Source organism: Athalassotoga saccharophila (assembly GCF_009936215.1).
Classification (GTDB): Bacteria; Thermotogota; Thermotogae; order Mesoaciditogales; family Mesoaciditogaceae; genus Athalassotoga; species Athalassotoga saccharophila.
Window position 1 is genome coordinate 238,240 of sequence record NZ_AP019551.1, and the last position, 22,945, is coordinate 261,184.

Annotated in this window: 18 protein-coding genes; all 18 read right to left on the reverse strand. The window is 39.6% G+C overall.

Annotated elements, in window-relative coordinates:
• Positions 1 to 226: 226 nt before the first annotated feature.
• The 18 genes from ATHSA_RS01155 to ATHSA_RS01235 all read right to left on the reverse strand — a co-directional run bounded on the left by ATHSA_RS01155 (position 227) and on the right by ATHSA_RS01235 (position 22,844).
• The gene (locus ATHSA_RS01155) at positions 227 to 2,119 is read right to left on the reverse strand and encodes an HD domain-containing phosphohydrolase (protein ID WP_161847363.1); all 1,893 of its coding nucleotides are present in this window, start codon (positions 2,117 to 2,119) and stop codon (positions 227 to 229) included.
• A gap of 249 nt (positions 2,120 to 2,368) precedes the next feature.
• Complete coding sequence (locus ATHSA_RS01160) at positions 2,369 to 3,784, reverse strand: FAD-binding oxidoreductase (RefSeq protein ID WP_161847364.1); 1,416 nt, start codon at positions 3,782 to 3,784, stop codon at positions 2,369 to 2,371.
• Positions 3,777 to 4,754 (reverse strand): electron transfer flavoprotein subunit alpha/FixB family protein, encoded by a 978-nt coding sequence (locus ATHSA_RS10105; RefSeq protein WP_174755537.1) that lies wholly within the window; start codon positions 4,752 to 4,754, stop codon positions 3,777 to 3,779. The genes ATHSA_RS01160 and ATHSA_RS10105 overlap by 8 nt, the downstream gene beginning before the upstream one ends.
• Positions 4,755 to 5,546 carry an electron transfer flavoprotein subunit beta/FixA family protein gene (locus ATHSA_RS10110; protein ID WP_174755539.1) on the reverse strand — a complete coding sequence of 264 codons (792 nt, stop codon included), beginning with the start codon at positions 5,544 to 5,546 and terminating at the stop codon, positions 4,755 to 4,757.
• A 257-nt stretch (positions 5,547 to 5,803) separates the two neighbouring features.
• Complete coding sequence (gene aldA / locus ATHSA_RS01170) at positions 5,804 to 7,249, reverse strand: aldehyde dehydrogenase (RefSeq protein ID WP_161847365.1); 1,446 nt, start codon at positions 7,247 to 7,249, stop codon at positions 5,804 to 5,806.
• A 142-nt stretch (positions 7,250 to 7,391) separates the two neighbouring features.
• Complete coding sequence (locus ATHSA_RS01175) at positions 7,392 to 8,669, reverse strand: nickel-dependent lactate racemase family protein (protein ID WP_161847366.1); 1,278 nt, start codon at positions 8,667 to 8,669, stop codon at positions 7,392 to 7,394.
• Between the two features lie 64 nt (positions 8,670 to 8,733).
• Complete coding sequence (locus ATHSA_RS01180) at positions 8,734 to 10,152, reverse strand: rhamnulokinase (RefSeq protein ID WP_161847367.1); 1,419 nt, start codon at positions 10,150 to 10,152, stop codon at positions 8,734 to 8,736.
• Positions 10,153 to 10,154: 2 nt separating this feature from the next.
• Positions 10,155 to 11,288: an L-rhamnose isomerase gene (gene rhaI, locus ATHSA_RS01185; RefSeq protein ID WP_161847368.1), complete on the reverse strand. Its 1,134-nt coding sequence runs from the start codon at positions 11,286 to 11,288 to the stop codon at positions 10,155 to 10,157.
• A 5-nt stretch (positions 11,289 to 11,293) separates the two neighbouring features.
• Positions 11,294 to 14,296 (reverse strand): glycosyl hydrolase, encoded by a 3,003-nt coding sequence (locus ATHSA_RS01190; protein WP_161847369.1) that lies wholly within the window; start codon positions 14,294 to 14,296, stop codon positions 11,294 to 11,296.
• 181 nt (positions 14,297 to 14,477) lie between these two features.
• Positions 14,478 to 14,849, reverse strand: coding sequence for a sensory rhodopsin transducer (locus ATHSA_RS01195; RefSeq protein WP_161847370.1), 372 nt, complete (start codon positions 14,847 to 14,849; stop codon positions 14,478 to 14,480).
• Positions 14,850 to 14,935: 86 nt separating this feature from the next.
• On the reverse strand, positions 14,936 to 15,961 hold the full coding sequence (locus tag ATHSA_RS01200) for a substrate-binding domain-containing protein (RefSeq protein WP_161847371.1): 1,026 nt from the start codon (positions 15,959 to 15,961) through the stop codon (positions 14,936 to 14,938).
• A 221-nt stretch (positions 15,962 to 16,182) separates the two neighbouring features.
• Positions 16,183 to 17,142: an ABC transporter permease gene (locus tag ATHSA_RS01205; protein WP_161847372.1), complete on the reverse strand. Its 960-nt coding sequence runs from the start codon at positions 17,140 to 17,142 to the stop codon at positions 16,183 to 16,185.
• Positions 17,139 to 18,092: an ABC transporter permease gene (locus ATHSA_RS01210; protein WP_161847373.1), complete on the reverse strand. Its 954-nt coding sequence runs from the start codon at positions 18,090 to 18,092 to the stop codon at positions 17,139 to 17,141. The genes ATHSA_RS01205 and ATHSA_RS01210 overlap by 4 nt, the downstream gene beginning before the upstream one ends.
• A complete protein-coding gene (locus tag ATHSA_RS01215) occupies positions 18,085 to 19,623 on the reverse strand; it encodes a sugar ABC transporter ATP-binding protein (protein ID WP_161847374.1) in 1,539 nt (512 codons plus the stop codon). Before ATHSA_RS01215 ends, ATHSA_RS01210 begins: the two co-directional genes overlap by 8 nt.
• Before the next feature lie 19 nt (positions 19,624 to 19,642).
• Entirely contained in the window at positions 19,643 to 20,287 is a 645-nt protein-coding gene (locus ATHSA_RS01220; protein WP_161847375.1) for a class II aldolase/adducin family protein, read from the reverse strand.
• 204 nt (positions 20,288 to 20,491) lie between these two features.
• Entirely contained in the window at positions 20,492 to 21,196 is a 705-nt protein-coding gene (locus ATHSA_RS01225) for an ABC transporter ATP-binding protein (RefSeq protein ID WP_161847376.1), read from the reverse strand.
• The gene (locus ATHSA_RS01230) at positions 21,178 to 21,915 is read right to left on the reverse strand and encodes an ABC transporter permease (protein ID WP_161847377.1); all 738 of its coding nucleotides are present in this window, start codon (positions 21,913 to 21,915) and stop codon (positions 21,178 to 21,180) included. The genes ATHSA_RS01225 and ATHSA_RS01230 overlap by 19 nt, the downstream gene beginning before the upstream one ends.
• A complete protein-coding gene (locus ATHSA_RS01235) occupies positions 21,912 to 22,844 on the reverse strand; it encodes an ABC transporter substrate-binding protein (protein WP_161847378.1) in 933 nt (310 codons plus the stop codon). Before ATHSA_RS01235 ends, ATHSA_RS01230 begins: the two co-directional genes overlap by 4 nt.
• Positions 22,845 to 22,945: the final 101 nt, after the last annotated feature.

Here is a 22,945-nt window from a genome sequence, read left to right on the forward strand (position 1 = left end):
TTTGTATATGCCCCAAAACTTTTCTCTTTTTTTGTATTTGGTAAGATAAAGAGGCAAGGAGCAAAGAAATAACTGAGGTGGATCACTTTTAATGGGCGCAGTGGATCATTTTTTGCTTGACTTTATACATTTTGCATTCTCCTCAATCGAGTAATATGCGATGTAAGCAATTCCAGATATTATCGCGGATATAATTACAAGTTCTAATATGAACCTTTTCGGTTGATTAATCATTTTCAGGAGTATCGAAAGTCCATCCGCTATCAAAGACTCTATTGCACGCTTTAACTACATCCTCATCGTAGAGAATTCCAATATTGTCATTTATCTCTTCCAATGCCGCCTCAATTCCGAGCGCTGCCCTGTAAGGCCTGTGGGATGACATCGCCTCGACAACGTCTGCAACGGCAAGTATCTTTCCACCTATTGCCATTTTATCTCCCTTGATCTCAAGAGGATATCCGCTTCCATTTATCCTTTCGTGGTGCTGGCGCACCATTGTGGCGACGGTTTCAAAATCTTTTATGCGTCTTAATATCTTGTACCCTTCTTCGACATGGTCCTTTATGAGTTCGAATTCCGTCTTTTTCAGTTTGGATGGTTTTGTAAGGATATCGAGAGGAATGCTTATCTTTCCTATGTCATGAAGAAGGCCCGCGATCTCTATCTCTTTTATCTCCTCATCTTTTAGTCCCATCTCTTTTCCAATTCTAACTGCTAACATGCTCACCCGTCTTTGATGGCCTGCCGTGTAGGGATCTTTTACCTCGACCATGTCTGACAGGGCAATGACAAGTGAATCGACAAGGGAGTTTATCTTTAACTCCATACCCTTTATTCCAGACAGATCCGTCGCGATGGCAACGTAAGATGGATTGACGGGATCATCGTTGTAGAAGACCGAGATCATCACCGGGTAAGTTGTGCCATCCTTTCTTTTGTGAATCGTCTCAAACTGGACGTATTCTTTCTCGTGGCGTCTTAAAGGCTCAAGCATTTCTTTGATCTCATCGAAAGTAAGATCAGTCTTTACATCTGAGGCCTTGATTTCTTTTATCTCGTTGAATGTATAACCGAGTCTTCTTAAAGTGATTGGATTTACGAGTTTGTATTTCAGAGTGTCTGGATCTACAATGTGAATTTCTTCAGAAAGATTTTGGACTATTCTTCCAAATGTCAAAGCGTCCGATCGATTCAGTATTCTCTCTATTCCAACTCCAAGATCTCCTGCAAGTTCTTTCAAAAGAGAGACTTGTTCGGGATCGTCAAAGATTTCTTCCCTCGCACAGACAAATAATTTACCATAGGCCTTTTTTATGCATGCAGGCTTTGAATCGGGATGAACGGAACATTTGTAATCAATGACTTGAAATTCATCTGTGCACTTTTCTAATTCTCCCGATTTTATACATTCTTTTATAACGGGACAGCAATCTCCTGCACAGTAAATCTTACCCTCGGAATAGATTGCGACTCCATGGTAGAATCTCGCACTCTCTAAATCCTTGCAAAAGCCTTCGAGGAGGTTATCCAAATTGTCCTCTTTTGCAATTCTTTGATTTGCCATTCTTATGCTTTTAAGAATCTCATTAAGTTTTTCTATCCTCTTTTTTGATCTCATCGCGGTTATGCCGTAGGCCAAATCTCCGGCAAGTTCTTCAAAAAGTCTTTTTTCGATATCTGTGAATATGCCGGGAATCTTTGAATAGACTCCAATTGTTCCTATTATCTTTTCATCCACTTTAATCGCTACGGCCATATTTGCCTTGAGACCCGTTTCATTTATTATATCTCTGTACACATCGTAATCCTTCTCATAGGTGACATCGTTGTAAATGTGTGTCTGGCCATCTTTGAGTGCCCTGCCGGATGCACCGGCTGAATATTGTGGATTATCTGGCTCAATTTTTATTTTGTCTGCGTATTGCTTGAGGACCCCGCTTGAAATTTCTAAGTTAAGTCTGTCACCTTTGAGAAGTCCTACGAAGGCAGAATCGAATCCCCCTATGTTTACTATCGCGTCGCATATCTGTCGGGCAAGTGTATTTTCATCCTCCGCTCTAAGCAATATTTGATTGCACTCGCTAAGCATTCTGAAATATCTTTCAAGATTGGCCATTTGACTCTTCCCTCCTCGGATTGTATTTGGGATTAATGATAAACCTTGTCTTGAACCAAACTCGACATTATTTTACATCTTTTTTATTTTAACAAAGAAATTTTTGGTAAAATGTTGCAAATGCAACCACATTATCTGGGATAGAGGAAAGAGTGGCTAAATACTTGTTAATACTGACAAAAATGGAGTTTACGAAAAACTATTGGCAGGCCCAGCGTTAAGGATAAATATCAAATGAATTTAAAAGTTTTAATATAATTTTCCCGGATTCATTATTCCTGTGGGATCGAAGATATCTTTTACCTTCTTCATGAATACATACTGATCTGGCTTCGTCTTTTTCAAAAGGTCTTTTTTTATGAATCCTACACCGTGTTCCCCACTTATCGCGCCTCCAAGGCTGGCAGCCTTCAGGGCAATTTTATCGAGAATTTCTTCGGATATGTCTTTCCATTCCAAAGGATTTATCTTCTTTGGCTTCATCGGTGCGGGATGAACATTTCCGTCTGCCGCATGGCCCGCAACGGGGATTTGGACTTTGTACTCCACAGAAATCTCCGAGATATATTGCATTATCTGCGGAATTTTGTCGGTGGGAACAACTACGTCTCCGGTTGGAGCGTAAGGATCAAAAGCCTTTATGCCTTCAAGCCAGTTTCTTCTTATTCTCCATAGTTTTTCGGAATTTGTCCTGTTGTCGGCCACAAAGACATCCATTGCACCTCCAGACATAAGCGCCTTTCCGCCTATCTCGTAAAGATCTTCTATTTCCTCTTTTTTTCTGCCCTCGTACTGGATCAAAAGATATGCGCCGGCTTCGTCCTGAAACGGAAGTTTTATGTTGTTGTAAATGGATCCCAGTTTCACTGAAATTCCATCTATAAACTCTATCGCACTTGGAAGGGTTTTGCTCTCTATCATAAGTCTTCCGACATTTGAAATGGCTGTCTCTATGTCTTTGAAAGGAGCAAGTAGATCAACGGTCTTTCCGGGTAAAGGAATAAGGTTAAGATAGATCTTTGAAAATACTCCCAGCGTCCCTTCGGAACCGACAAAGAGGTGAATGAAATCGTATCCGGAAGAGTCTTTTCTTCTCTTTCCTCCGAATTCCACTATTTGTCCGTCTGACATGACAACTTCGAGACCTATGACGTGATGGCCCGTATTGCCGTACTTTATAACTTTGCTTCCACCCGCATTCGTCGCGACATTGCCCCCTATGAAACTTGTCTCCACGCTCATCGGATACCCGGCGTAATACAATCCTGCATCTGCGACCTTTTTGCACAGATCGTTTGTGACGACACCGGGCTCAACGACGGCGACAAGGTTGTTTTTGTCTATTTCGATTATCCTGTTCATCTTTTCAACGGATAAAACTATTCCGCCGTAAAGGGGGACATTTGCTCCCGCAAGGCCGCTTCCGGCACCTCTCGGCGTTACGGGAATATGTTGTGCATTTGCGAATTTGAGAATTTTGGAGATCTGATCTGCATTTTCAACCTTTACAACCACATCAGGCATATGCGCGTAATAATCTCCTCCCGCCTCATCGTGAGAATAATTCTTTAGCGTTTCTTTATCTTCGTATATGACAGATGCGTCAGATGTTATTTGTCTTAACTCTTTTACAACCTTTTCGTCTACCTTTTTGAATTCATTCATTCTCATCACCAAGCGCTTTCAAAAGTTCTCGAATTATCTCTGTGGCGTCTCCTATTATTCCAAAGTCGGCAACGTTGAAGATAGGAGCGTCTGGGTCGGTGTTTACGGCGATCACGATATCCGATGAAGACATACCCGCTATGTGTTGAATCGCACCCGAGATGCCGAAGGCCATGTAAAGATGAGGGCTGACGGTCTTGCCTGACAGGCCCACCTGGTGAGAATATGGGATCCATCCCATATCGACGGCCGTACGCGAGGCACCGACAACTCCATTCAATTTTTTGGCGAGTTCGTAAAGCATCTCGAAATTCTTTTCGTCCTTCATTCCACGCCCACCTGCAATGACGACGTCCGCCTCCTGAATTGGCAGATCTGTGCTTTCGTCTCTTTCAAATTTTATCCATCTGTAAGCGCTTTTGAAAAGTTCATCCTCTATTTCCGGCACGATTACTTTCCTTTGACTTTTATCGTACGAGATTGGCTTTTTTGATCGAGGCCTGACTGTTGCCATTTGAGGTCTTGTCTGCGTTCGTATCGTCGCCATAACATTTCCGCCTATCGCCGGCCTTGTTTGAAGCAGAGTACCATCCTCTCCTATTTCAAGTTTTGTGCAGTCGGCCGTAAGACCAGTGTTGAGTTTTGTCGAAAGAATAGGCATTATGGTTCTTCCATAAGTTGTTGCCGATGCTATTATTATCTGCGGATCGTACTTTTTGACAAGGGAAAAAAGTATATTCGAATAACTGTCTGGCAGGAAATGTTCGATCCTTTTGTCATCGACTTTGTAGACGGTATCCGCTCCGTGATCGAAAAGGGTCTCCACATCTTTAATTTCATATCCCAAAACCACGCTTGAAAGTTCTACATTTAAAGTGTCTGCAAGCGATCTGCCCCATGCCAACAATTCGTAAGAGACTGAATTTATAACACCTTCACGAAATTCTGCAAGTGTCCATACGCCTGGCATCTAAATTATCTCCTTTGATTTTAGAAAATTCAAAAGCGCTTTTGCCGCACTTTGAGGATCTTTTGATCTTAAGATCTGCCCGCTTCTTGTCAACTTCGGATAAAATACCTTCACAACTCTTGTAGGAGATCCTCCAAGGCCTATTTTTGATTGATCTGCTTCTATTGAAATTGCGTCAAAATTTTTGACCTGGGCAGATTTGGCCTTCAATTTTCCGGAAAGATTTGGTATCCTCGGATCATTTATCTCTTTGACAACGCTGATAAGTGCCGGCAGATCAACCTCGACGATCTCATGGCCGCCTTCTATGGCCCTTTTGACCCTCACGTATTTATCTGTAAGTTCGACTATCTCACTTACATACGTAAGAACTGGAATTCCCATCTGCGATCCGACTGACGGTCCGACCTGGCCCGTTTCTCCGTCTGTGGCGCGTTCTCCGCAAAGTACAAGATCAAATCCACCTATCTTTTTTATCGCCGCAGACAAAGTGTAGGCCGTAGCCCATGTATCTGCTCCGGCAAAGCGCCTGTCAGTCAAAAGGTATCCATCATCACATCCAATCGAGATCGCATCCTTTATCGCATCGGAGGCAGATGGAGGGCCCATTGTTATGACCGTGATATGGGCATCTTTTAATCTTTCTTTTATCCTGACGGCCTCTTCCACTGCGTACATATCGAGAGGATTGAGTTCGGCCTCCATCTCGGATCTTACCATCGTGCCAGTTTTTTCATCTATCTTGACTTTGTCCGTTGCCGGAACCTGCTTTATCAAAACGCATATTTTCAATTCGAAACCTCCAATCCGAAATAGCATATGGAATAGCATATAGCCAATAGCGTATGGTATACTAAATCTCTTTTAAAAGTAAAACACAATTTTTGAGTTTGGCGGAGGGCATGATGCCTCGAGGTGGCCTTCGCAGCGGAGCGAGGACAGACACCGAAAGGCGAATGCCGGAGCCAACGACATTTCATATTTAAAGTTAATCGAGCATACTTGAAAAAGCAAAACACTCTCGCCCATTTGCCATGTGCGATATGCTTTTATTTCTTATTTTGATTATACTGCAAATATACGACATGTGTGTTTGTAAATTCCTCAACTCCATGTTTTCCGTCATCTCCACCTATTCCGGACTTCCTCCACCCCGCATGAAAACCCTGCATTGCTTCGAAATTCTCACGGTTTATGTAGGTTTCTCCAAATTTTATCTCATTTGCCGCTCTCATGGCAACGTCTATGTTTTGGGTGTATATAGATGAGGTCAGACCGTATTCAGAATCATTTGCCATCTCTATCGCCTCATCGAGATTTTTGAATTTGACTATTGGAAGCACAGGACCAAAGATTTCTTTGTGAATTATCTCCATGTCCTGTTTGCAGTCTGTTAAAACTGTCGGTTTGTAGAAAAATCCCTTCTTTCTGTCTTCTGCTCGTCCTCCCGTTACCATCTTTGCGCCCTGTTCTATAGCGCGTTTTACCATGCCGTCCACCGATTTTAAGGCATTTGCATTTATCAAAGGACCCATCTCGACCTCTTCGCGCAATGGATCACCATAAGTTGTCTCTTTCATGGCTTTTGTCATTTTTTCTATGAATTCGTCAGCAATTTTTTCGTGAACGTAAACGCGTTCGGCACAATTGCACACCTGACCTGTGTTTATAACCCTTGAATCCTTTATCGCTTTGACAGCGAGATCTATGTCGGCATCGTCCATGACAATCGCAGGTGCCTTTCCTCCGAGTTCAAGAGATACTTTTGTTATGTTTTTCGATGCCAGTTCCATTATCTTCGATCCGGTCTCGACCGATCCTGTGAAACTCACCATTCCAATCTTTGGATTCGATGCAAGTTCATTTCCCACAACTGATCCTTTCCCGCTTACAAGGTTGAAGATACCTGCCGGCAGATCCGTATGGGCCACGATCTTGGCAAATTCAAAGGCGTTATTTGGTGTGTCCGAACTCGGCTTTATCACAACGGCGTTTCCCGTGATAAGCGCCGGGGCCATCTTTCTTGCTATCAAGAAGAATGGGAAATTCCAGGGTAAAATCCCTGCCACAACTCCTATGGGCATCCTGTATAAAAGAATATTTTCGTTGGGTCTGTCACTGGGTATGATCTCGCCTTCTAACCTTCTTGCCCATTCTGCCATGTAATCGATATAATCGGCCGTGAAGTCTACCTCAACGCGCGCAAGAGACCGAATTTTGCCCTGTTCTTCGACAATTGTTGTTGCAAGCATTTCTGCATTTTTGCGAATTCCGTCTGCAATTTTTCTTAAATATTTTGCGCGCTCTATCGCGGGCAATTTCGCCCATTTTTTCTGCGATTCGTAAGCAGCATCGATGGCCTTTCGTGTGTCCTCAACGGTACCTTCGGGACACTCGGATATCGTTTCCTCTGTTGATGGATTTATAACGTTGAAAAACTTCCCCGATGATGAATCAACGAACTTTCCGTTGATAAACAACTGGTAACGCATCATATCAGCACCTCCTAAGAATTATGCTAAACAAAATTCAAATTCCGAATCATCGCTCCGGCAGGTGCCCCACTCGATGTCTGGTCCTCGCTGCGCTGCGGAGGCCATCTCGAGGGCATCCTGCCCTGCGCTCACAGTAAATAAGTCAATTCTTTATCCTTCCGACCACATATGGTCCTTCTGGAATTGCGACGATGAAAGGATCTTTTATCGACTTTGTGACAATTCTGACCCCTTCATTCAAAGATTTTATAGGCCTTGCAAATGTTAATTCTTGATCTGATTTATTTAGCGAAGAAAGTAAAAGGATATTTTTCGTTTTCTCAAAAACTTTCGTGAATTCCTGAACTTCCCATTGATCACTTTCAAAGGTCTGTGAAGTTCTGTGTGAGTCCAAAAAGACCTTTGTGCCTTTTTCCTTTAGTTCGATCATGAGATTTCTGAAAGATGATTTTCCGAATCCGAATTTGCACTCGGAGGCCATTATTATAAAGCCGTCTTTTTTAACGATCTCGGAGGCCTCCACAAGCCCTTTTGCAGTCTGGTAATAATTTTGATCGAGCGGGTACCCTCCATTTGATGTTACGACCACATCGGCCTCTTTTTCTATCTCCACAATTGAGTGATCTGAAACGAATTCACATCCGGTCTCATGTGCTTTAAAAAGATCTCCCGAAAAAATTCCCGTTATCCGTCTTTGATCGTCCAAAGAAACATTTACCATGAAATCGCATCCGGCAATTTTAGCGACACTTTTTGCCATCTTATCGACGGGATTACCATTCAAAGAACAACTTTTGGACAAAGGATGGCCCATCGCATCAACGCTGTGAAAGATTTTTAAAGTCTCTATTCCAGTTATCCCGGGACATATAGATTTTCGTCCACCAGAAAAGCCTGCCATAAAATGCGGCTCTATAAGGCCCGTGCATATTTTTAGATCGGATTCGGCATAAATTCTGTTTATCAAAGCGGGACAGTCATAGGCACCTTTACCAAGATCGACGATCATCGAATCGTCATAAGCGTTATGGTTGACTATCTTTATTGAGTGCCTTAGCGTATCTCTTCCAAGCAATTCTTCGAACATCTCATCCGGTACGGGATCGTGGGTGCCCGTTGCTATGAGAATCGTTATATCTTCGTCCCGGATGCCGGCCTGCTCCAATAATTCAATTAAAGGAGGGAGGATAATCGAATTTGGAACGGGCCTTGTTGTGTCCGAGACGACTATACAGGCATTTCTTCTTCCTTTAGCAATATCGATCAAAGGCTTTGATGATATCGGATTTTGAAGGGACTTTTTAATTCCATCGATAGGATCTCCAATTGGCCGCGTTTCGGGCTTTTTTAATATTATTGTGTTCTCAGGTAGATCAACACTTTTGAAGCCCTTGCCGTACCTTATATCTACTCGCATCATTTCACCTTCCACATCTCTCAGTTAATTTTCTACGTGCTACAAGCCACATGCCACAAGCCATTCACTATTTGCCGTAGGCCATTTCCCATTTTTCATACGCTTTCTGCCATTCCTCGGCATTTTGAGGATCGTACCGTGATATCTCAAATGATCTGCCGACGAGATCCGGAATGTCACTTAGGGTAATCTGTCCATTTGCGATCATCTGAGACAGACCATTTCCGATCGCCGTTGCCTCAATAGGGCCTGCTTCAACCGTAAGTCCTGTCGCATTTGAGATGAACTGACAGATCAATTTATTTCTCGTCGCGCCGCCTATAATCCTTATCTCTTTTATCTTTTTTCCGGAAAGCTTTTCAAGCCTTTCCAGACTCCATCTCGTCTTGAGAGTGATCCCTTCAAAGGCCGTTCTTACTACCTCTTCTTTAGATGCGATCTTCTTACCTGAGAATCTCATTGATTCTTTGATAATTTCAAATTCCATATCTTCCGGCTTTTGCAAATCAGAAGAGTCCACGTCTATCATGCCCGAAAAAGGCTGTGCACTTTTTGCCATTTCAATGAGTCTTTCATACTCAATTCCATTCCATTTACGCCTTAATTCCTCTATAAGCCACATGCCTGTAACATTAGATAACAATCTGTATCCTCCGTCTATACATCCTTCGTTTGCAAGATTGTATTTCATCACATCTTCATTTTTGACAGGCATTTTCGAAAGAATTCCCTCCAAAAACCATGTACCTGCGCTTATTATCATGGCATTCTCATCGTTAACACATGCAAAGGCCGATCCTGTATCGTGTGTTGCCGGAAAGACAATCTTGAATTTTTTTCCTGACAATTTGGTATCGCCCACGATCGTGGAAGGGCTCACAATCTCAGGAAAGATATCGGGCAGATCAAAGGTCCTTATTATCTCTTTGTCCCAGTCTTTCAAATAAGGATTGTAAATTTGGGTTGTCGTCGCGAAGGTGAATTCAATGGCCTTCCGTCCTGTTAGGAAATAAACAAACAGAGATGGCATGCCGAGCAGGGTATTGGCACACTCGATCGATTTCATTTTCAAATCCTTCATTCCGATGATCTGGTAGAGTGTGTTGAATGGCTGAAACTGCGTAGGAGATCTATCGAAGATCCATCTTTTCCCGACCTTATCAAGAGCCTTTGACATGGAATTGAATTTATACGCATTTCTGTAATGCATCGGCATTCCGATCATGTATCCACTCTTGTCTAAAAGTCCGAAATCAACTCCCCATGTGTCTATTCCAACGGATCCAAGATCGCCCTTTTGAAGTGCAATGTCTATTGCTTTTAGAATGTTCGAGTAAATTTCTAAAATATTCCAATAGTCGACGCCATTTAGATTGACGGAAATATTTGGAAATCTGTAAATCTCTTCAATATGGATTTTATCTTTCAAAGACAGTAAAAAGGCTTTTCCTCCAGATGCACCGATGTCTATTGCCAGAAAATTCAAGATTATCCTCTTTTCTTTGCAACAGTACTTTCATAACCGCTCTTTCTGAAGGCATTTAGCGCGTCGGGGTCGAGACCCATCTCTTCTCTCGATTCTTTCAAAATATCTCTTACATCTGTCAAAAAGGCGTCTTTTATGATCTCTTCTGCCATGACAATATCATTTTTCAATTGCGCCTCTTTCAAAGATTTCACGTCAACAAGTAAAGACTTCAAATAAGCGATCTGCAATGCCTCCACCGACTGGATCATGGCCTGAACTTTAGGCTTCATGGCCGCGCTTTGATCTATCACAAGCGCTAATTTCTTGGATGAAAGATCAAAGAATTTGTTCAATTCAACGAAGATCAAGAACAACTCGTAAAGATTCACCGATCCGACGGTGAGATCGTCATCTGCGTACTTTCGGGAGTTGAAATGAAATCCTCCAAGTTTTCCTCTCGACGAAAGGATCGAGACTATGTACTCTATATTCGTGCCTTGTGCGTGATGACCCAGATCGATTATGACCTTCGCTTTGTCTCCAAGATCCTTTGAAAGTGCGTAGGCAATGCCCCAGTCTGCCGTGTCAGTATGGTAGAAGGCAGGCTCGAAGAATTTGTACTCAATAAGCAAAGTCATGTTTTTTTCCAATGCAGAATATATCTTTTTTAAAGAATCGATAAGCAATTCCTGCCTTTTTGCAAAGTCTCCCTGGCCTGGATAATCGGTGCCGTCGGGAAGCCACAAAGAAAGAATCTTTGAATTGACTGACTTCATTATCTCTATGCACTCAAGTACATGATCAATTGCTTTTGATCTTTTCTTATCGTCTAAATTCGTCAGACTTCCGAACTTGTAATCTTCATCCTGAAATAAATTAGGATTGACGGCCCCGATTTTCAATTCTTTGTCTTCGGCAAATTTTTTGAGCGCCTTCCAGTCGTCAACCTTGTCCCATGGGATATGGATCGCAACGGCTGATACAGCCTTTGTGTATTTTTGAACCTGCTCGGCATCTTCAATCCTTTCGAAGATATTTCTTGCAGCACCCGGGATATGGAAGACCTTAAACCTTGTACCTGAATCTGAAAAACCCCATGAAGGAATTTCAACCTTGAAACTTTTAACCTTTTCTTTCAACTCATCATTTATCAACTTTATCACCTCTTAATTTCCATAATGTCACCTATTCCAAAAGGAATAAAGGTGTAATCTTTGGTGAATCTTTTGAAATCTCTGAATGTCCCGGGTCCTACGAATTCGTCTTTGAGAATATTTGCAATCCAGTTTGGCCCCATAAGGTTGAAAAGCGTCGTCGATGCGATGACTTTTATCTCGTTTTCTCCTTCTTTGATAAGTTCTGTGACATCAAACACGTATGACTTCCAGTACTTCACGCCCGAAGACTTTTCGTTCACGTACAATTCAACATAGGCAGCGTTAACGTCTGTCAATTCCAAATAAACTTTGTCCTTTGATTTTGATTGGATTTTCAACTTTCCACTGAATTCGGTCTTACCCGCATAAAAAGGATATCCTGATTTTGTCAGATTCAATCCTATCTTTTTCGATTTTCCATCTATTGCGAATTCACCAAATCTTTCTCCTAAAACCTCAAAATCTCCAATTATGTATGCCGTATCTACCTCTGTCGATTCGTAATCTTTGAAGTTTTCAACTCTGACATGTGTCCCCGGGCCTGTTACGTTGTTGTACTTCTTGCCTTCTATCATGAGCGTATTCTTTCCCTTCTTTAAAAGGGTAGTTATTGGGATCTTTGTGAAGTTCACACCCTTCCAGCTTTTATCCGGATCGAATGCGCCCATCTCGCCACGCTTTTTCAAAGGCTTTACCTCTGTTTGATTGAGAATTATTCTGCCTAAATTTTCTGCAAGTTCAACCACGGCAAAGAGTTCTCCTTTTGGGACATTTACAACGTCAAACGAATAAATTGCCCGAAATGAAGTGCCATCCTGTGCATCGTAAAAAGGCTGCCATGCTTTTGATATGTGATCATCTTCTAAAATCCGTTTCCCGTCTATCTCAAGCGTGACTTTATCAAGCGGCATAACATTTGGCTCTAATGGCTTTACGTCCCAGTTCATCTTTACAAATTCTCTTTTAAGATTACCTTCAAATTCTATTCCAGAGTCTAAAAATTGTGGTGCCATAGGTACATCAATGCTTTCATTTGGATAATAAATCATCATACTTGAGGCCGGATAAAACTTCACATCTATTTCCTGGCGACCATGCTTTGTACTGTAAGGAATTTTGTAGATATTTCCCGTCATTGCGTCTAAAAGATATGGAACCTTTGTATCTGACAAGGAGGTTTTTGCATTTATTTCTCTTGATTTGTCGGTATTGGCAAAAAAGATAGTTTTTCCGTCTTTTGAAGTTCTTTGATGACATATTATTTTTTCTGCGTTTTGGCCTGTGACCATGTCGATTACATTTATTCTATCTTTGTAATAGGTGTCTGTGATTTGCAAAGCATCATTTACGGAAGAGACGACAATGGCATCTTCTGGAATTTTAACCTCTCTTTTTATTCCGTCTATTCTTGTAAGCGTCGGAGAGATAAAAATAAGCCTTTTGGGATTTAATTTTGAAAATTCAGACAGCAATTCAAATGTCTTTGATCTCAGAGTCAAAGATGGTGGCACGATGACAGTTGAGTAAGCGTAATTGCCAATTACAAGTTTACCATTCTCAATCTTTGCATGCTTTTCCATTATGATTTCATCACCGTAGTGAAAGTCCAACTTTGACGCTATCAAAGACTTCGAAAGTGTCTCGAGAGGTTTATCGTAAAGATTTGTCTCGACCATGAAATTGTCCTTTTCATGAAGTGGTGAGTATTCACTCCAAACACTCGAGATTGGATGGATGACCAAAATATCCACATTTCTTTTGCCCTGCGTGGCAAAGTAACTTATGCGTGCCATGTAATCTGCAAAATGTCTTTCTCTGTCCCACCACGGCTGCTGATAAAATAAATTCGCTGGATAATCTCTTTTTCTCTCTCCTCTCATAGAATAAAGTGAAAGATGCGGATTTATAAAATTTATTCCAAGTGCAACAAGCCAGTCGGCAATCCACTTTCTATGGTAAAAACTTGACTGCTGTCCGATTGTCCCGAAAGCCTCACACAACATACGCTCTTTTCCAAGTTGATCTCCAACAGATGTCAGCTGTTTGACAGTCAACGTATTACCAATAGGTTCGAGATTTCTTCCGAGTTTATCTATCCCCGGCTGATGCATGAACTCGTAGTGAGGCATGGCAGCGCCAATCCATTGTGTTTGGGAAACAAGTGTATCTTCGGCCATAAAATGACCTGTCATTTTAAGATTGTTTTTCTCGCACCAATCGAAATATTGTTTTGTCCAGCTTTCCAAAAATAGCCTTGTCGCCGTATCGTAAAAGTCAAATCTTATCTTTTGGTAATCCCCTTCGTCGAAAAACAATTCTTTCAAATGATCTTCAATTGAATATCCTTTTATTTTCTTGAAATATTCTGGAAGAAAATCAGACCACGGTACAGCCGGTACATTGTAGAGATTATCCATAAGATAACAGGGCTCATCCATGAAAATGCCTGGTATGACATTACCAAAATATTCTCCGCATGATTTTTTGTATTTTTCATGAGTTGATTCAAGAAAGGCCTTCGTTACATTCGGATTCATAAGATCAACGTAACTTGTTTTGTTGAACCAAAGATCACCTAAAGGAGCCACATTGACACAAATGCTGTAATGGTGTCCTTCATGATCAAACTCGGATAGAACCTTATCATTTTCGGTTGACTTTGTATCTGCGATCAAAATAAGCGCGTGATTTCTGTAAGGCTTGCCTAATTTTGGCACCTCTCCGCCGGCGAAACCAGATGGCCACTTATCCTCATCATAAAGCCATGCGTAAGTTTTCGTCTTTTGTGCCGCTTTAACAGAGGCGCGTGTTAATTTCATCCAATCAGAAGAAAGATAGCCAGTTATAAGGCCAACTCGAGTGTGAAGAAATGAACCACCATATCCTTTATTTGCAAATTCATCTGTTTGCCTTTCAATTTCGTCTTTGTCTAATTTGTCGTTTAAACTGAAGAATGGATAGGCTCTGTAAATTGCTTTAGGTAACTTGAAAGATTTTAAATTCATTTAAATCACTCTTTTTATTTGATGGATTCTAATGAATATTTGGAATAAAAACAATCGGATGCTCGAAACGTTAGTAGTACATAAATATATGAACTTTATTTATATCTGTACCCTTTCAATGTTTTTCTAAGTTCATTAGTAACTTTATATTCTTTCGAGAATTCTCAGTATTCTCGTTTACTTATCCTGAATATCCCATCGTTGACATATAAGCTAAATTAGGCTGTCGTGTATCCATTCTTGAATGTTGCACTACTATTTTTAAATCACTCTCTACTTTTATTGAAAAAGGGACAGATCTTTCTAATTTTATACCTAATAATGTTTCTGAATTATCTAAGCGTAAATGTAAAGTCCTTTCTGCTCCAATTATAATCTCTTCTGATTTTACAGGTTCTTTATCTTCAAAGTAAAAAGTAAATATAACATGTGCTGGTTTATTATTAAGATTAAGAATGCACGTGGACTCATGTCCTGGGAGTTTCTCATCTCCTATTGGTGGTAAATATGCATCTGGTATAACCCAGATATAGGCTCCTATCTCTTTATTCACAATTTACGCCTCTTTTCGAGATAGCAGTTTTTACTAACACTATGTCACTGGTACATGAAAAAATGTACCAGTGACATCGAAAAATTTCAGAAATTAAATTGATTTACATTCTGTGCTGTAAAAATGAAAGGTTTTCCCAGTAGAACTACATTGTTTGGCCCAACTTTATAGAATCCTAATTTCCCTCCTCCAATATATTCAGTACCGTTTATATTACTTATCATCATTCCTCTTACCAAGTCATTAGCTGCGTAAAGAGCCAAGTAACCTAGATCAACTGGGTTCCACAATACATCCTGTTTAACAACACCGGCCTGGAAATATTTTTTCATATCATTTGGAGTTGCAAGCCCTACAACATACAACTTCCCGCTAAGTCCTGCATCTAAAACGGCTTGTGCAGCCATTGGAAAAGCAACAGACGTTATTGCTACAATAGCCTTAGCTTGAGGATAATAAGCATTTATTATTGTCTGGGCATCTTGATACGAAGGGCCTGGTAAGTCTCCGCCATATTGAATTGTAACTATGTGCATTTTAGGATATGATTGTGCCATATACTCTTTCATAGCCGCAATCCAAGCATTCTGATTAGCTGCATTTGGGTCAGCACTTAAAATAGCAATACCTGCGTCAGGACCAACGTTTTGAGCAACTAAGTCAATTAGAGTTCTCGCAAGAACGTTAAAATCAACCTGATTTATAAACAGATCTCTTGCTGCTGGATCTGCGACGTCTGAATCAAAACCAACGACTTTAATACCTGCTGCCATTGCTTGCTTCAAAACTGGAATCAAGGCTTGAGCATCATTTGACGAATAAAGCAGAGCATCTGGGTGCAACGCTATTATGCTTGTTATCGTCTTAATTTCATCTTCTGTGTTAGCTGTACTTGGCCCCATATAATAGAACTTAACAGGCAATCCTAATTCATTTAATTCGGCAACTGCTTGTAAAGCTCCTTGTTCACATGCAGTAAAATATGGGGCGCCTGTGAATTTTGGAACCATATAAATTGTTATCGGTGATGCCGAATTTGTAGTTGAACCGAAACTTGCTATACTTACTATACTTAGCATTACAAGTACCGATATAAGTATACCTTTTCTCATACAATACACCTCCTTGATTTATAGGGATCTTTCAGAATACTTTGATTTTTTCATATTTAAAAGTCAGAATTCTTAATTCACCTCCTTTCACAAGTTGTGTAGCAAGACGATTATAATAGTTGACACAAATTTTGATTTTTATTTAAATGATTTTTTGTCTTAATCAAGAATTTTCAATAATTGTATCCTGAAAGGCTCCCAATATACTCTTGTGTATTTTTCTATTTACTGATAGTCTGTATTGTTTTTACTTTACTCTTTCCAACATATTCATAAAAGATTATCGAACTAATTAATATGGTACCAACAACTATTTCCTGAACTGTTGCTTGAATATTTGCAAGTGTTAACCCAGCATCAATAAGTGCGATTATCAAGACTCCCAAAACTGTTCCAAGAACACTACCAGAGCCTCCTTTAACATCTGTCCCACCTAAAACAGAAGCTGCAACGACATTCAATGCCCCAGAAGAAAAAGCACTTGAAGTTGCCGTAGCTGTTCTCGATGTGTATATTACACCTGCTAATCCAGCTAATAGGCCTGCTAATATGTATATTGTCATTTCTATCTTCTGAACTGGTATTCCTGAATAAAAAGTGCCCTTTTCATTATTTCCTATTGCAAAGAGATACATTCCAAAGCTTGTTTTTGAAACGATTATATAGAATATTACAGCTATAATTGCCCATATTAAGAGGGAATAAGGTATCCCTACAAAAGATCCTTCTCCTAAGTTGAGAAAACTTTGTGGAAACCCGGATACACCTTTCCCTCTATCTATACCAACTGCCAATCCAGCATAAGCCGCCCAAGTACCTAAAGTGGCTAGAAGAGCTGGTATCCTAAGTTTGGATACTAAAAAACCATTGAATAGGCCTGCTATTCCGCTTACAATGATTGCTAGGATAACTGCAAGCCATATATTCATTCCCCAAAATTTCCATAAGTATCCCATAATTACACCAGTAAGAGCTAAAGTAGAAGTAATTGAAAGATCTATACCTCCTGTGATCATTATCAAAGTCATAGGAATAGACATTATTCCTAGTTCAGCAGAAAGTTGCAATATTTGGAACAAAGTTGAAATATTCAAAAATGCTTTTGATAGAAAACTCATTATAACGATGACAAGCACCATTATTCCTAAGAGAATGAGTTCTATTTTTTTCATGTTTCTCATATTTTTAGTACACCACGCTTTCTTCTGTTTTCTCTTAAAACATCGCTAATAATAGCAAGAAGAATTATCAACCCTTCTATAGCTTCGCTCCAAGTTGCCGGTATTCCCAAAAAAATAGTAACAGATGATATTTCTGTAAGTAAAATGGCTCCAAGAATATTTCCTTCTACTTTTCCTCTTCCACCCAAAATACTTGTGCCACCAATAACTGCTGCTGCAATGACTGGAAGTACTAAATTTGATCCTATGTTAGATGAAACAACGAAAAATCTTGAGGCACTTAAGAACCCTGAAAATCCACTAAACATTCCACTCAACATTAACGCATAAAAAATTGTTCTATTCGGATTAATTCCAGCAAAAATGGCCGCTTCAATATTTGTTCCACACGCATAAAATTTTCTGAAAAGCGGCATATTTCTGACGAAAAATACCATTAATATACTTACACCAAAACCAATCCATATATCTAAACTTATTCCCAATACTGGATAATTCGATATTTGCCACTTGTTTGGCAAGTTATATATCCACATTCCATTTGTCCACCACAATATAAATCCTTCTAAACCAATCATTGTGCCTAATGTTGTTATTAATGAAGGTATACGAAATTTAGCAGTTATAAATCCATTGAGTGCTCCCAATGCGAGGCCAATGCCTATGCTCCAAAGAACAACTAAAAACATTGGTGCTCCCATGACAGCAAATTGTGCCGAGGTCACAGCACTTATAGTGTAAATAGAGCCAACTGAAAGATCTGCATTTCCAAATCCGTTAATAATAACGAAGGATTCTCCAATGACCACTAACACCATTACAGCTGTATTTCCAAGTATAGAAGATATATTTCTAAAACTTGTAAAATTAGGATTTACCGCTTCAGCAATAACACCTAATCCTATTATAGTAATTACTAATACAATTTCTCTTCCCCATTTACTAATCATTTCTACTTTCTCCTACAAAACTTTTTACAGCAAAACTATCATCTCTTTCCTCAAGAGTAGACAAGGCTATTAATTCATCTATTGACAAGTTTGGTTTTTTAAGTTCTCCAGCAACTACGCCTTTTCTCAAAACAATTATTCTATCACACATATTTACAAGTTCATCAAAATCCGAAGATATAAAAATGACACTTCTTCCTTCTTCTACAAATTTATTTATCCATGTATAAATTTGAGCCTTACTACCTACATCTATTCCTTGTGTTGGCTCATCCATAATAATTATGCTTGCATCTCTAACTAACCATTTTGATATAACAATTTTTTGTTGATTACCACCAGATAAATGCAGTACTTGAAAATCTGGAAATGGTGGCTGTATCTCGAAGTCTTTGATGGCTTTATTTGTTAAATCAGATCCTTTTTTTGGATCCAGAAACCCGTTCTTGTTTTTTATAAGATCAACATTTGGCAGACTTATGTTAAATTTAATGCTTTGTTGCAAAATCAACCCTTCACGTTGTCTATCCTCAGGAATTAATACTATACCTTCCTTCACAGCATCTGAAGGTGCTTTTATATTTATTTTTTTATTGTTTAAAAATATACTTCCATCGGTAGCAGGTGTTATACCGAATAATGTATTCGCCAGCGTCGTTCTTCCAGAACCAAGAATTCCCGCTATACCTAAGACTTCACCTTTTTTTAGTTCCATGGAAAAACTTCTCAAAATGCCACTATTTATGTTTTCTACTTTTAAATTTATGCTACCAATTTTAGGATCTCGTCTTGGGTAAAAAGTTTGAAGTTCTCTTCCTATCATTGCTTTAACTATGCTACCTAAATTCAAGTTTGAAATCGAGTCTGTCATAACAACTTCTCCATTTCTAAAAACCGTTACAGTGTCAGCCAATTCAAAAATTTCTTCAAGTAGGTGACTTATATAAATTATGCTTATTCCTTTATTTTTGAGCTTTTTGATATTTTCAAACAATATTTTTGTTTCATCAGATGTAAGAGCAGCTGTAGGTTCATCCAAAATCAATATTTTTCCTTGTTTTAGAAGAGATCTCAATATTTGCAACAGTTTTTGCATAGGCGCACTAATATTCTTTGCCTCTTGATCAAGTGGAATGTTTATGCCAACCTCATTCATGATTTTCAACGCCTGATTTCTAAAGTTTTTCCAATTTATTAACTTAATGGAAGAAGAGGAATAATTATCAATAAACATATTCTCAAGGACTGTTAAGTCGGGGAAGATTATTAAGCTTTGATGCACAGTTGATATTCCCAAAGATATAGCATAATTAGGGTCTTTTATTTCTACCTTCTTTCCATCAAGGAAAATGTTACCACTATCAGGTTTATAAACCCCAGCCAAAATTTTGACTAATGTTGATTTACCCGCTCCATTCTGACCAACTAAAGCATGAACTTCTCCTTTTTTAAGTTGGAAATCTACATTTTTTAAGGCCTGAACACCAGGAAAAGATTTTGATAATTTTTCTGTTCGTAAAATCTCATCCAATTTTACCTCTTCCTTTACTTTAATAATCAATTACTTTATACGATGATAATTGATTCAAAAAAGCTTTTATGTCTCTCTCTTTAATTTCATTTATATTTTCATCTGCCATTTTAAGTGTAAGTACAACCTTTGCAACAAAATCAAGTGTTTCCAGTTTTTCATAGACCGCTTTGATGCTTTTTCCTATCACTGTCACGCCGTGATTTTGAAGAATGAAAACATCCTTTCCGGCTTTCAATTCCGGTGTAAATACATCTGCAAATTCCTGTGTGCCTGGCATTCTGTATGGAAGATACGTGATGTCTTTGAGCAAAAGTGCGGCCTCCGGAAGCGTGTTTATGGGGATCTTTTCACCACTTACGGCAAAGGCAGTTGCGTAAGCAGGGTGGGCGTGAAAGACACAATTTATATCCGGTCTCTCTTTGTATATGAGAAAATGCATCTTGCGCTCTGACGAAGGTTCTCCGTCACCTTCTATGACTTTATCATCCAATGTTATTTTTATGATATCTTTAGGCTTAAGAAAATGCTTTATGCTCGAGTGAGGAGTTATATATATGGTGTTGGCATCTGCTCTTACGCTCATGTTTCCGCCGGTGGATTCTGTGAGGCCTCTGTCCCATGCAAGTTTAGAATACTCGACAAGTTCTTCAACGATATTCATAATTTCCTCCAATCTATATGATTAACTTAATCATATTTATTTGACAAAATCATTTTAATTCTTGATGATTTTTTTGTCAAGTCTATTTTTTGCGAAAATAACGCCAAAATAATGTAAATAATGGCGCTAATACAAATTAGCGCCTTTTTACTAACGTTATCTTTTATTTCGTAATGATTCTTTGTTAATGTTACATTGAGTTGTCTATCTACTTAGGAAAAATATTCTTTTCATAAGTTCACTTTCGGCCTGTATGAATTTTGTGTCCGAGATATCTCTTTCTTTTTGTTGAAGATCGATTTTTATATCTTGGATGATCTTTGAAGGACGTTTTGAGAGTATCAAAATCCTGTCTGATAACAGAATGGCCTCTTTTACATCGTGAGTTACCGTGATGATGGCAAATTTTCTTTGATCTCTAAGTTTATTTATGTCTTCTATTATCGCAAACTTAACCGGCATGTCGAGAGATGAGAAAGGCTCGTCGAGAATGAGAAGTTGGGGATCGGCTATGAGGGCTCTGACGAGGTTTACTCTTTGCTTCATTCCGCCACTCAATTGAGATGGAAGGTAATCTTCAAATCCTTCGAGGCGCATTGCCTTAAGAAAAAAATCTATCTTATCTTTGTCAGGAAAAACAAAGGTAAGATTTTCCATTACGTTTATCCAAGGGATAAGGCGCGGCTCTTGAAAAACAAAGCCTATTCTCTCAAAGTTTTTCTCTATCCTGCCATGAAAATCTTTTTCAAGATCGGCAATTATCTTCAAAAATGTCGTTTTTCCGCATCCTGAAGGGCCTATCATCGCAATACGCTCGTCCCTTTCGATCTCAAGGTTCCATCCGTCTATAACCGAAAGGTTTCCAAAATTTTTCTTTAGATTTTCTACCCTTAAGATTGCATCTGCCATTTTTCGAGTACTTTTTTAAATGCTATTTTCACAAGTCTTTCGGATGCTATTCCAAGTGTTACGGCTATTATTGTAAGCGCATAAATTCTCGGCACATCGACATATTGCCTCGCCCACGAAATAAGCACACCTATTCCATCAGATCCACAGAGATATTCTGAAACGACTATGACCTTCCATACATCCCCTATTATAACTTCTACAGTTGAAAATACGAACGGGACCAATGATCCGAGGTATATCGTCCTTATGATTTTAACCTGAGGCACTTTGTAAACTCTCGCCATTTCTATTAAACTTTTATCTGTACTCCTTACGCCTGCTGCCGTTGTGAAGATCGAGATTGGAAGAAGGGACAAAAAGCTTATCACAACGGGACCTTTCCATCCTATCCCCCATACGAATATTACAAGCGCAAGCCATGATATGACCGGCACAGCCTGAACTACCGTAATGGCAGGCCTGAATATTTGGTAAACGCTTTCACTTATACCCATCAAAAATCCCACAGGAGTGCCAATTGCTATAACCATTAAGAGTACCAAAAGACTTTTCCATACCGTGCTGAATATTGCCTGATAAGTTTCCTGCTGAAGTGCAAGGTTGTAAAGTGATTTAAATGTAAGGTACGGAGATGGCAGGATCAACGGAACGTTGAGAATCGCCGCGAAGATCTGCCATGCGATCAAAAATATCAGAATCCCAAAAAGTATTTTCAATATCCGTAAAATCCCTCTGAAGGAACAGATGGCATCCCCTGTGGATAGAGTTCATTCAATTTTGAAAGGAAAATCTCCACATCCGATTTGCACTTTGAGATAGGTACGTAATAAAATTCAGTTCTTTTCATCGATTCCTTCAAAACGGGTATCGGTATCGAAAGGTACGTTTTCGAAAGTTCGAGTGCCTGATCTATATTTTGATTCATCCATTCTATCGATCTTTCAAAAGTTTGTTCAACATTTATAACAGTTTGAGGATGCGCACTTGCAAAGTTATCCATAACAAATAACCCTGCTATAGGTATCCTATCAGGAAGATCCATTTCTTCTCCCCACACTTTTTGAAAATCAAGCGCTATTTTTCCATATCCTCCAGCGATTGTCATCGTCACAAAAGGTTCTGGAAGGGCCGCGTAATCGATCTTTCCCGATCTGAAAAGTGCGACTATTTCCTGTGGCTGAAGATAATATATCTTAACGTCTTTGTCCGGTGTCACACCATCCTGAGACATCATATACCTCATGAGCACATCAACGGTTTGACCACGTCCTTCCGGGGTGTAAATGGACTTTCCAACAAGACTTTTCCATCCAGTAAAGGTTGCGTCCTTCGAGACGACAAGATAAAAGACCTTCCATTCGTAAACTCCGAGAAGTGATATTTTTACCCCCTTCGAATACAAAATGGCCCCAAGCGTTACTGGCAAAACCGCAAAATCAGTTTGATTTGAAGCGATCATGGCTATTGCCTCATCTGTATTCTGCCAAAGTTTTACATTTATCGTCGCACTTCCGGTCACAACACCCTTCATAATCGGAGCGATCGGGATCGTCGTTGGTCCGAGAGGATTTATTAGCGTCACGCTGCTGGCAATTGAAATAGTTACAATGACAGAGAGTAAAATCAAAAAGGCGATCTTCCTCATCTTTCCCACCTCGATTTGTGATTATTGTAACTATAAGTATTATACTATTTGTACCATAAGAATTAAAAAGTGGCGCGTATATAATGAACACGTAACGCGTG